The organism is Pseudoalteromonas sp. SR44-8 (genome assembly GCF_014163635.1).
GTDB classification, from domain to species: domain Bacteria; phylum Pseudomonadota; class Gammaproteobacteria; order Enterobacterales; family Alteromonadaceae; genus Pseudoalteromonas; species Pseudoalteromonas rhizosphaerae.
Map to the genome: position 1 here is coordinate 41,194 of NZ_JACJDS010000008.1, position 11,670 is coordinate 52,863.

General features: G+C 39.9%; 10 protein-coding genes. 7 read left to right on the plus strand and 3 right to left on the minus strand.

The genetic code is table 11. The annotated features are described in order from the left end of the window. Nucleotides 1-32: 32 nt before the first annotated feature. The gene (locus H5183_RS05460; RefSeq protein WP_182731132.1) at nt 33-626 is read right to left on the minus strand and encodes a LysE family translocator; all 594 of its coding nucleotides are present in this window, start codon (nt 624-626) and stop codon (nt 33-35) included. Between the two features lie 100 nt (nt 627-726). Between H5183_RS05460 and H5183_RS05465 the strand changes: the two genes are divergently transcribed. Beyond that, the gene (locus tag H5183_RS05465) at nt 727-1,176 is read left to right on the plus strand and encodes an Lrp/AsnC family transcriptional regulator (RefSeq protein WP_149981764.1); all 450 of its coding nucleotides are present in this window, start codon (nt 727-729) and stop codon (nt 1,174-1,176) included. Nucleotides 1,177-1,327: 151 nt separating this feature from the next. On the opposite strand, the gene gss is transcribed toward H5183_RS05465, so the two are convergent. Continuing rightward, nucleotides 1,328-3,211, minus strand: a complete 1,884-nt coding sequence (gene gss, locus H5183_RS05470) for a bifunctional glutathionylspermidine amidase/synthase (RefSeq protein WP_182731187.1) — start codon at nt 3,209-3,211, stop codon at nt 1,328-1,330. Nucleotides 3,212-3,443: 232 nt separating this feature from the next. Between gss and H5183_RS05475 the strand changes: the two genes are divergently transcribed. The 4 genes from H5183_RS05475 (at nt 3,444) to H5183_RS05490 (ending at nt 8,517) form a co-directional block, all read left to right on the plus strand. Then, entirely contained in the window at nt 3,444-4,418 is a 975-nt protein-coding gene (locus tag H5183_RS05475) for a hypothetical protein (protein ID WP_182731133.1), read from the plus strand. Nucleotides 4,419-4,539: 121 nt separating this feature from the next. Beyond that, nucleotides 4,540-6,558, plus strand: a complete 2,019-nt coding sequence (locus H5183_RS05480; protein ID WP_182731134.1) for a TonB-dependent siderophore receptor — start codon at nt 4,540-4,542, stop codon at nt 6,556-6,558. Nucleotides 6,559-6,934: 376 nt separating this feature from the next. Beyond that, complete coding sequence (locus H5183_RS05485; protein WP_182731135.1) at nt 6,935-7,981, plus strand: catalase family peroxidase; 1,047 nt, start codon at nt 6,935-6,937, stop codon at nt 7,979-7,981. After that, entirely contained in the window at nt 7,981-8,517 is a 537-nt protein-coding gene (locus tag H5183_RS05490; RefSeq protein ID WP_182731136.1) for a cytochrome b, read from the plus strand. The genes H5183_RS05485 and H5183_RS05490 overlap by 1 nt, the downstream gene beginning before the upstream one ends. A 71-nt stretch (nt 8,518-8,588) precedes the next feature. Here the strand turns inward: H5183_RS05490 and H5183_RS05495 are convergent, their stop codons facing one another. Beyond that, nucleotides 8,589-9,368, minus strand: coding sequence for a DUF2189 domain-containing protein (locus H5183_RS05495; RefSeq protein ID WP_145240784.1), 780 nt, complete (start codon nt 9,366-9,368; stop codon nt 8,589-8,591). Between the two features lie 200 nt (nt 9,369-9,568). Between H5183_RS05495 and H5183_RS05500 the strand changes: the two genes are divergently transcribed. Together H5183_RS05500 and H5183_RS05505 are read left to right on the plus strand one after the other, a co-directional pair. Further along, nucleotides 9,569-9,949: a BlaI/MecI/CopY family transcriptional regulator gene (locus H5183_RS05500; protein WP_145240786.1), complete on the plus strand. Its 381-nt coding sequence runs from the start codon at nt 9,569-9,571 to the stop codon at nt 9,947-9,949. A gap of 26 nt (nt 9,950-9,975) precedes the next feature. Then, a complete protein-coding gene (locus tag H5183_RS05505; RefSeq protein WP_182731137.1) occupies nt 9,976-11,520 on the plus strand; it encodes a M56 family metallopeptidase in 1,545 nt (514 codons plus the stop codon). The last annotated feature ends 150 nt before the right edge of the window (nt 11,521-11,670 follow it).

Genomic DNA, 11,670 nt, shown 5'->3' on the forward strand with positions numbered 1-11,670 from the left:
GCCATTGTTAAGGCGTTTATTTGTTTTATTACTCACAGCATACTAAAAAGTACCGAGGCGACTAACAATACAGCCATAAAAATATTGAATGCTCGTAGGCGCTTGCGATCTTTTAGCCATACTTGTAGCCTTTGTCCGACTAACGTCCATGAGCAGACACAGGGTAAATTAACTATACCGAAAATAAGGCCTACAAGTACCACTGCGCCAATTCCTTTGGATGGGGCATAAACACTTACTGCACTTAATGCCATAGTCCAGGCTTTCGGGTTAACCCATTGAAATAAAGATGCTTGTACAAAAGAAAAAGGTCTAGTATCGCTATTTTTAGCACCGATAGGAGTTTTATTACTGGCAATTTTATAAGCAAGATAAAGCAAATAAGCCATGCAAAGCACTTTTAATAGCTGGTAACTCCATGGAAAAAAGTCAAACAATTGCATGACACCTAAACCAACCAATACGAGCATGATCACAAAGCCAATTGTTACGCCGAGTAAATGTGGCAATGAACGTTTAAAACCAAAGTTAGCGCCTGAGTTCATTAACATCAGGTTGTTAGGACCTGGGGTGATGGAAGATACAAGTGCAAATAATGCTAATGCTGATACCAATTCAATATTCATTTATAGTTGCTCAGTTGATAATGATTGTGCAATTATATTTTGTATGGCTCGCAATTTTTGCGCTTATTAATCTATTATAAATTTACTTTAGCAACTTAATATGAAAAAAGATCGAATTAACGACAGGATATTGCAAGAATTAAAGCGCAGTGGTCGAATTGCCAACGCTGAACTTGCTGATTTGGTTGGTTTATCCCCATCAGCATGCTTGCGCCGTGTACAAGAGTTAGAAAAAGCAGGTGTGATCAAAGGCTACCGAGCAGTTATTAATAATCAAGCGTTTGGACTTGGTTTTGTCGCGTATGTGGGGGTGGGTTTAAATGAGCACTCTACGAAATCACAACGAGCTTTTGAACAAGCACTTGAGTTTATTGATGAAGTTAAAGAGTGCCATAATGTCACAGGAGCATTTGAATATTTACTTAGAGTAGAAACCGCTGATATTAAGTCTTATAAAGCATTCCATGCTGATGTTTTAGGATCAATCCCACAGGTACGAACGATCACTTCGCATGTAGTGATGGACTCACCAAAAGATGAGCGGGCGTAAATGCTAGCGCTAACGGTGCGATGCCACTTTTAATTTTATGCTGAGTCCTTGCTTGGTGGTTTATGTCACTTTATTTACCCAACAAGTAGCAGTAAACAGGCGACTTGTTGGGTTTGATATGCGCTCAAAATTGAGGTTAAAGCACGTTTAATTAAAAGTAACTATCATCGCTGATACGCAGTGCCATACAATCGCTGTGGCCGTTTATAATCATGCTTTTATCAACGCGTACGCCAGCACCAGCGTATTTACCTGCTGCGGTAAAACTACATATTTGCACAAAGTAATCAGCTACTTTAGGAAGGGCAAATAACTGCTGGTATATTTGCTCTTGAGAGGCAAAATGACCCGTTGTTTTTTCTATTACGTGTTGTTGTTCATCAACGAGTTGAATATTTGCACCGCATCGACCAACAATCGGTTTAACGACATAGCCTGTTTGCAATAGTTCATCATTTAAATCAAATGCAGTATTGAGTAAAAACGGATGATTTGGAAATAAACTCCACATTACTGGCAAAATTGCTTTATTACTGGGTATTAATGTCCACAGCGGCTCAAAAACCATCACATTTTTACGAAGTAATACATCGACCAAACGTGGGGTTTTACCAGATTGCCAGTGCGGCTCAAAATCATCGCTTTGGGATTGATCAGCCTCACACTCTAGTCTTATTTGATCAAGAGCGGTTTCCCATGACCATGTTTTCCAAACGTAACTGAGTTTTTCGCCATCAGCGTCAACAATATTACCCGCTGCGTCCCAGTGTAAATCAGTCAAACCAATGATTACTTTGCACTCAAAACCAGCGGCTTCAATAGCTTCTTTCATAAACAATGCATGGTAATGTTCTTCTGGCTCATCATCTTGCAATATATGGACAAGGCCGTTTACTTCACTTTTTCGCCATGCCCTTACTAAATCTTTAAATAAATCATGGCCGGCATCAATACCCGTTTTAACACCAAAGTGTTTGGCCCATTTACCTTGTACTTTGCCACTTTCCATATAGCACGATGCTGAATCGCAGTTGTATTCATAGACTTTCAAGCCTGCGGGAGTTAATGCAAAATCAAATCGACTGGTGATCAGTTGATTTAAGCGATTATCCCATGATTGGCGAATCTTATTGAGCACCGCATCGGGTAAATTAAACTTTTTTAATAGCTCAGGATGCTGCAGTACATAGTCTGTTGCATGCATAAACAAGCCATGTAATTCATTGGTAGCATGTTCAATAGTTTGTTGAGCGGTTTTTGAAATTGTAAAATAATGATGTTGATCAGCATTAACTGAAGTCAATTTATGCCCTTGCATCATTTCTACGTAGGCTGCTTCATCGTCATTGGCAATGTTAAGCCATGACTTAGTGGCTTGCCCATAATCAGTTGCATATTGGGCTTTTATGGCAAACAGATCAGTGTTTATTTCAGGCGTAGGTTCACTAAATTCGCTGTACTCAGTTTGTGTCATCCAGCCTAAAATAGTGGCGTCACTGTAAGAGCACTCAATCCAGTAGTCACCTTCTTTTGTGACTTTCGCTTTGAGTTCGCGACACCACAGTTGATCTTGCGGCCATAGCTGATGGGCCACGTTTTGTTCAGCAAGACGAATTTTATCCTGATGTACTTCAACCACCACCGCAACATGGCCAGTTTCTTCAAATTCACCGCCTTCTTCCCAAATGAGTAAACTTCCTACCACTGGGTGGTGTTTTGCACCATTACGAAATGCTTGTAAAGGCAGCCTGGTTTGATTGTTTATGTCACGCACTGAGCGTAGCTCAAAAATATCGTAAGCCATTGCAACATCATCAAAAATATAGCCATGATTGAGATACATCCAGCGTCGCGCAAATTCAACACATTGCCATTTATAGCCCATGTAAATACCATCGAGGTAACTACGATAGGCGCTACGGTTAGGATAAATTGTTTCGTCAGCTGTATCGTAATCAGACGAATAAACAGCAACATTACCAGGCGCATAACCTAATAATTCACCAAACTGACTGACAGGAACGCGGGATTTAATAGACAAAGTAATTCAAAATTAAGGAGTGATAATTTGCAGACTATAGGAGTGAATAAGGCCGATAGCAAGATAATAAATATAATCTTTCAGGCATTTTATATGTTGCTGCTAGATGCATAGACCAACCGTTATTGTGTATTACAAAGAGCTCATTAATCACTTAATTATCATTTAGTTGATTTACGTCTTTATTGTCCCCATATTAACTAAAAACAGTCATTAAAGGGAAGTTATGCGTCATTATCCATTATATAAAATTGATGAAAAATGTTTACGTCGCTTAGGTCAGGGAGTTTTAAAAACTTATAATTTAAATAAAATTATAGGTTTAGATACTGAAAAATCAATCGCTAAAGAGTGTGAAGACTTACTTGCGCTGAATGAAGATTGTAATGCAGAGCATTTTGCCGAGCTTCGTCAAAGGCGGGCAATTAGTGACAGCGTGCCAGATGATGATCTATACGCGCAAGTTGTAGAAGCTGATGATGGTAGCTTATTTATAGTCAGTGTTTGTCGTAATGATGATGACGAGACTATGTTTGAAGTGTTTAGTGAGCATCCGTTATCAGAACCATTACTTGCACAGCTGGTCCGCTATATTAGTAAGGTATTTTGCTGGTGTACGCCTAGATATATTTGTGTATGGCCAGCACCAGGATCAATACCAGCCAAACAACTGCTAAGTTTGGCCGGTAGCCGCGCTGTTGATTCATTGTTAGCAGCACAAGATCCTAAACTGACTGTTGATGAATTACTCTGTGCAGATATTGCATTGCAGCCGTTTGAACTTGATAAAGATTGGCCTTGGTATGAGCGTGACTATACTCAGTTTTTAATGCAGCATCCTGAAATGGCAACAATAGTACCAATTAGCGAAAAAGACGATATCAGCGAAGCTATTGCAGCCGGATTGTGCAGCGCGGCGTTTTATAGAGGCAAGCCACTGGGTATGATAATGGCTGAGTCGAGCGATGAGCTAGGGTTTAACGGTTTACTAATCAGTGATATTTTTATTACTGGGCAATTTAGAGGACAGGGCTTTGCATCCCCAATGCAGCGTTTATATTATCAACAGCATATGCAAGGTTTTGAATTTTTCTTTGGTTACATTCATGCTGATAATAAACCTTCGTATAACAATGCACTTAAACAAGGACGAGAGTTGCTGCGCCAAGAAGTGTACCTTCCTGCGCATTTATTTTTATAGTTGTTTTGCTATTAATTTCAAAAAAATTAATCAGCTAGAGTAAAAACTTGGTGTTGTCTTGTGGCAATATAGTGGTAATTAAGCTAGCCTTTTTATGGTTATTAGTTTTATTAAGTATGATATGAAGCCTAAACGTTTGACTCGTTATTTGCCGCTTAATTCATTAGTTATGTGCTTGGCAGCTTTGCCAAGTTTTTCATATAGTAATGAGCAAGATACTAACCTATTTGAGATCCCGCTTGAGAGCTTACTTAACATTGAAGTTGTGAGCCCTTCACAAACCGTAAAAAAGATAAGCCAAGCGCCGAATATTATTAGCTCAGTTAACGCCACTCAAATTGCAAGTATGGGCGCGCGAACGCTATCAGATATATTGAAAATGTTGCCTGGCGTACAAATACTATCGCGGCGAAATGGCCGAGACATGGTGTGGATCCGAGGCATTCCATCAGGTCGAAACAGCAAAGTAATGTTAACTATTGATGGCGTACCTCAGCGGGAAGGTTTAATTGGAGGCTGGTCTCCTGATGAACAGATACAAATAAATAATATTGAGCGAATAGAAGTTATCCGCGGACCTGGATCTGCGTTATATGGTGGTGATGCATATTCAGGTTTGATTTCTATTTTTACGAAAGCAAAAGCGCCTGAACGAACTCTCATCTCAGCAGGGGTTGGCAGTTACGATCGTAAATCAGCTACTATCAATACGGGGAAAGAGTTTGCGGGCGGAACATTTGTTTTGTCAGGGCGACTCTTAGATAGCAAAGGCTATCCTCAACAATATGACCGCAACGGTTTTGCATCAACGCATGATAATAATGTTGATGCTAAAAGTCTGGGAGTGTCTTTACGCAATGAGCAGTGGCAATTTGGTATAAATTATGATGATTACACGACAGAGTATCCTCATTATTCGTCAAATCAATATAAATCTCAACGCTATCAAACACTCAGTGCGCACATCCAAAATAAACTTAGCTTTGATAAATTATCGATAGAAAATCAATTGTATACCTACAAGGTGAAGCGCTACTTTGAACGTACGATTACCGATCTGCAGGGCAATATTGATTTTTATTCTGACTCAGACTTGGATTCCACATCAAATGGTGTGCGCAGTCAGTGGAGTTACGCGTTTAATCCAAATCACCATGCTATTGTGGGGCTGACCTTTCAACAACGTCAAGTCGGTGAATATCATGAGACGATAAAAAAACAAAACGCGGTAGAAGTTAATGAGTATGAATCAAGGGTGATTCGAGATGGTGACTTAACACCATCAAGCCATAATCGGGCTATTTACTTTCAACAAGAATCACTATTTTTTGAGCAACGCTTAGGATTGACGGTTGGTGTGCGGGTTGATGACTACCCTGAGTTCAGCTCAGAAACTTCTCCGCGGATTGCTGTGACTTATCAAGGTAATGAACAGTGGTCTGGTAAATTGATATGGGGAACGGCTTTTCGAGCGCCTACTTTTTTACAGCAATATGAAGTGCGCAGTGACAATAATATATCAGGAAATCCAAATCTAAATCCTGAACAAATAGAGACATTTGAAGGTGAGTGGGTTTATCATTTTTCAGCTAATAATAATATTACTCTGCGCGGGTTTAGCAGTTATTTGAGTGAGTTTATTCAGTCTGTAAATGGTAAGCCTTACGAAAATAGCAGTGAGCAATTACACGTTCCTGGATATGAAGTTGAGTGGAATAATCAATATTATGCAGATTGGTCTCACTTTAACCGCATTAGTACTTCATTTAATTATACCCGAGTTAATTCAGAGCAAGCGTCATTGGCAAAAGATACATTAAATTGGCTGCTGTTTATGGAGGATGAGCAATTTTCATTTTATGCGGGAATTAATTACCTTAGTCGGCGTAACCAAAGCCTAAGCTATCATACCAGTGTAAAAGTGCCAGAAATTGCACAACGAGATAATAAAGGTAGCTACTGGACTTTGGATGCTCACTTGAGTTATCGCCCTAGTAAGCAAAGTGCGTGGCAATGGACTATTGGTGTAAAAAATATGTTTGATAAACAGCATTATAACCCTACCTATGCGCCAGATAGCTACTATGACGTAAGGAAAGAGCCACAAAGTTATGAAATGAGTGTGGCATTGTCATTTTAATAGGATGACCTGCTAGGTTATTTAAAACAGTTAATGCAAAGCGGGTTATCAAGGTGCTTTTTAAATTCAATGTTTGCTGATAGCCATGTTGAAGGCTAACTTGCTTGTATGGTCCTGGGCAACACTTGTCCTGCGCATAGATATAAATATTGACTTCATCCAATATAGAATATTGCAATATCTCTCCTAAATATGCACAACCTTAAGTCTAAAAATAAATCCTAACAGAGGTAATAGTTAACTTTAGAGCGAAGTTTTTTAATTTGTTGAAATAGTTTTCCTCTTTCGTCGGTCTTTGCATGTGGGCACTAATAATCAATAATCATTTCAAGAGGTCGTGAGTAGGATGACTAAAGTTAAACGCAGTAGGTTGGGTATGCCAGCGATACTTTATCGAGGTAGCTTATTACTAGGGTCGATGGCTGTTTTTGCAACGGCGACACTTTATTTTGCAGGCGCATTTAATCGTGATGCAGTAACAGCACAAAAATTTGTTGATTTGCAGCAAGGTGACACACCACATGCCGGTTTTCGTCGTGCGCATGCTAAGGGTATGTGTATAACGGGTAATTTTGAATCAACAGGGGCACTATCTTCTTACTCGGTCGCAGAGGTGTTTAAAAAGGGCAGTACGCCATTTTATGGGCGTTTCTCAATTGCAGGTAATAATCCAACCGCGCCAGATTTAAAAGCACCGGTGCGCAGTCTAGCATTTGCAGTAAACAGTGGCACAGTCGATGAATGGCGTGTTGCTATGAATACGCCTCCTGTAATGGCAGTTGCTACACCTGAGGCATTTTTTCAGCAATTGCAGGCATTATCACCGGATCCTATAACAAAACAACGAGACCCAGAAAAAATAACAGCGTTCTTTAAAGCACATCCAGAAAGTAAAGCATTTAATGATTGGAAAGCTGACTATGTGCCTGCCAATAGTTTTGCCGCTGAACGTTATCACAGTATCAATGCGTTTTATTTACATAATGAGCTAGGTGATAAACAAGCTGTGCGTTGGGTTGCGCGTCCGCACAAAGCGACAAATAATGCTGCGATGCTCGATAAGTCATCGGCCAACGCACTTCAACAAGAGTTGGCATCACGTTTAGATCAAAACGCTGTTAAATTTGATTTAATTTTTACCTTAGCGGCGTCTAATGATGATGAGAATAATCCAACCATACCGTGGCCCTCAGATAGACAGACGATAAATGCTGGCACATTATCAATCGTTTCTTGGCACAACCAAGAAAACGCAGCCTGTGGCGACGCAAACTTTGATCCGTTGGTGTTACCGCAGGGTATGAGTGCGACAGCCGATCCGATTTTACGTGCGCGTGGTGCCGCGTATGCGCAGTCCTATCGTCGTCGTGCAAAAGAAACATTGTTAGGTGCTAAAGTTAGCGCAACAAACGGAGGTGAATAATGTCAGCAAATAAGGGCTACTCAGCAGGCAGTCGGTTATTACATTGGGTGATGGCGCTGATGTTAATATCGATGCTATTTTTAGGGTTATCAATGGTACAAAGCTTGGCCGTTTGGCAGGTTGAGGCTGTCACCTTACATAAATCTACCGGTATTTTAGCGCTCATTTTAGTTGTGCTGAGATTAATAAATAAAGTGTACAGCTGCACACCTACTTTACCCACTGAGTTACCTAGGTTGCAGCGGTTTGCAGCTCATATCACTCACTTTGGGCTTTATTGCGCGATGATACTGATGCCGCTATCTGGCTGGTTAATGCAAAATGCGGACGGGCGCGTAGTGCAGTTTTTTGGGTTATTTCAGTTACCTAATTTGCTTGGCGCTGATATTAAATACTTTGCATTTTTCCGAGAAATGCATGGCATTGTAGCTTGGTTGTTTTTAGCAATGATTTTTATGCACATCAGTGCCGCGCTTTATCATGGTTTAATCAAACGTGATGGCGTTATGAGCGCAATGCTGACAGGCAAAAAGTAGCTGTAATAAAGCTCACTTAGGTATTCATTCCAAGAAAAAGGCCAGTTTTACTGGCCTTTATGCATTTTAGTTTATTCATAGCTGCGGGCTTTTTTGGTTTTAATTACGGCAATATAGCCGTGCCAGCTGGCATAGCTAAGTAGTGGCATAATAACTATAAAACCAGTAGCACCAGTGACAAAACCAAGGGCTACGAGTATAAAAATACATGCAGACCAAACAATCATCGCTGAAAAGTTGGTTTTAACGGCATTCATTGATGACATAACCGCGGTCATTATATCGACCCGTCTTTCCATCATAATTTGTGGAGTAAATGCTGAAATAGCAAATACAGTAACAAGCAAAATTCCGCCGATAATGGTACCTAAAGTTAAAAAAGCGGAGAGTTCTTCAAATGTAGGATTAGCATGACTGGGGTAAAGTGCATGAACTATCGCTGCCAGACGCATCCATATAATCATTATTACCATCAGTAAAATTGCAAATCCCCATTCACCGACCGGATTTCTGAACATTGATTTTAGAGAATGGCTAAGTGTTGGTGTGTGGCCTTTTTCTAGCTCCCAAGCAACATCATAGAGACCTACCGCAAATACCGGGCCGATCAGAGCAAATGCGACACTGGCTGGTAAAACAACTAAGTAGCTGTCAGTGAACACCGCGAAATAGACAATTGCCAGCGGGATCAGAGTGAAAACAATCCCATAAATCAAGCTTAAAATAGGGGCTCTGGCCATATCTTTAAAGGCCAGTGCCAGCCAATGAAATGCTGCAAAAGTGCTGACCTTATTGCACTCTAAACAGCGCGCAAATTCGGAGTGTTTATCTATTGTGTTTGTTGACGGCATAAGGAGCTTCCTCTAAAGGCTACTCTTAAGGTTTAGAACATGTAGCCATTATTTACAAATTTTAAAGAACTTTTTAGCCTGGATTACGAGTACTAATTACTAAATTATTAAAAACTAATTAATTAGTTGATAGATTGAGTTGGGCACGCTATAGTATTTAAAACTAATTAATTAGTAGAACTTTAAAAAGGTTAAATACGATGGCTAGAAATAAATCAAATCAGCTTACCGATGGTGAGCAAAGTATTATGGAAGTGCTTTGGGAAAGTGGTGAGGCGTCTGTGCGCGATATAACAGATGAACTATCAAAGGAAAAAAAAACCGCTTATACCACAGTACAAACGTTATGTAAGATCCTTGCTGAAAAAGGCTACGCCGACTTTAGAAAAGAAGGAAAAGCGTTTATTTACACACCAAAGATTACTCAAAAAGAAGCGCGGCAAAGTGCATTAACTTCGATGCTGAATAAGTTTTTTGGTGGCTCACCTAAGGTATTGGCACAGCATTTAATGCAAGAGACTGACATTGATCTTGATGATTTAGAAGCATTACAGCGTAAAGTTGACCAAAGTAAAGATTAACAAACCTAGAAAAGGACGTCAGGACAATGATGATTGAATATACCTTATTAACAACGTTAGCATTTCATCACCTTGTTATTGGTTTTATACTTTTATTGGGACTTACGTTGATTAATAAATGTGTTCCATCGGGGGCTGAGTTGAAAAGCTGGTTGTGGATGACGACGTTAATTACCGCAACAGTCATCCCTTTTACCTTGATCACAACCGGGAATGAAAACGAAAATACAGAGATCAATACAACAGCGCAAACCATTGCTTCTCAACAAGATCCTAATGTGTTGAACACAGCTAGTACGGGTATTATTAATGAGCCGAATAACAGCTGGCACTTGCCTAGTGAAATCGTATTTAATTTTTCATTTTTGCTAAGTATAGCCGTATTAATCTGGCTTGCAGGCAGCGTTTGGCGAGTATTTACAGTATTGTCATCATATATTCAAACACGCTATTTGATAAGCTCAACAATTGAAAAAGCGCCACATTTATCTGCCCATATTGATACACAGGTTTATACTTCAACTAAAGTATCCTCTCCTTTAGTTGTAGGGTTTAAACAACCTAAAATTATTCTTCCAAAAAGCCTTACCGAGCAACTCAAGCATGAGCAATTACTGGCGATAGTGCTTCATGAAAACGCGCATATTAAACGTAAAGATAACTGGTTTGGTTTATTTCAAGAAGTCATCGCGATTCTATTTTGGTGGAGCCCGGTGATACGCATGCTTAACAAGCAAATTCATGTAGAACGCGAAATAGCCTGTGACTTACGTGCAGTAAATGAAATTAAAAATACTCAACAATATGCGCAATCACTGATTGATTGTGCAAAATTAATGGTAATGCAGCAAAGGAGTGTGCTGGCAATGGGGCTTTTTAGTAAGAAAAAAGAGCTAAATTATCGCATTGGTGCAGTGTTAGAAAATAAGCAATTTAAAAAGCCAAGTATCGCTGTAATTGCTTTGGTGTGTGCAGTGCTCGCTGCTACAACGATTCAAGCAACGCAGGCATTTTCACCCAAAATTAGTATTAAACATACCGTAGCAGATGCCCGACATTATTCACTGTTACCACAATTCGAGAGCACTTTATTAATTAATGCGGTCACGCGTAATGATATTGATGCGATACGTGTGCTGCGAAATGATGGGGTTGATATTAATGTACCAGTGATTGGTGATGGCACTGCGTTAATGATTGCCGTGAAAAAAAATAACAAAATAATGACTCAGGCATTAATTGACTTAGGCGCGGATGTAAATCAGTCATCAAGTGGTGATGGTAACCCGCTGATAGTTGCTGCGATGAATAATAACATTGAATTGGCTACGCTTTTACTTGATAACGGCGCTGATATAAATGCAATTGTACCGCGTGATGAAACGGCCCTTATAAATGCTGCATATTTTGGTTTTTACGATATGAGCCAATTATTAATATCACGGGGCGCTGATGTAAACTTAGCGGTTACTACAGGAGCATCTGATGGTTACCAGCGACGTACCCCCCTTAATCGTGCTCGCACAGAGTCAATTAAAGCGTTACTAATAGCTAATGGAGCACGCCAATGAATCACATATTACTTCACTCGCCCCCCTGAATGCGTTGATCTAACTTGGCTGATGAGCGAATGCAAGTCAGCCTGCGTCAAATTTATTTAAATTACTTCAATTAATTATTGATTGGTTTTCCCCCTACTTTTAGTGGGTCAACCAAACTCG

Coding starts and splice junctions, on each gene's coding strand:
- H5183_RS05460 (WP_182731132.1), bottom strand. CDS start 626: ATGAATATTGAATTGGTATCAGCATTAGCATTATTTGCACTTGTATCT.
- H5183_RS05465 (WP_149981764.1), top strand. CDS start 727: ATGAAAAAAGATCGAATTAACGACAGGATATTGCAAGAATTAAAGCGC.
- H5183_RS05475 (WP_182731133.1), top strand. CDS start 3,444: ATGCGTCATTATCCATTATATAAAATTGATGAAAAATGTTTACGTCGC.
- H5183_RS05480 (WP_182731134.1), top strand. CDS start 4,540: ATGAAGCCTAAACGTTTGACTCGTTATTTGCCGCTTAATTCATTAGTT.
- H5183_RS05485 (WP_182731135.1), top strand. CDS start 6,935: ATGCCAGCGATACTTTATCGAGGTAGCTTATTACTAGGGTCGATGGCT.
- H5183_RS05490 (WP_182731136.1), top strand. CDS start 7,981: ATGTCAGCAAATAAGGGCTACTCAGCAGGCAGTCGGTTATTACATTGG.
- H5183_RS05495 (WP_145240784.1), bottom strand. CDS start 9,368: ATGCCGTCAACAAACACAATAGATAAACACTCCGAATTTGCGCGCTGT.
- H5183_RS05500 (WP_145240786.1), top strand. CDS start 9,569: ATGGCTAGAAATAAATCAAATCAGCTTACCGATGGTGAGCAAAGTATT.
- H5183_RS05505 (WP_182731137.1), top strand. CDS start 9,976: ATGATGATTGAATATACCTTATTAACAACGTTAGCATTTCATCACCTT.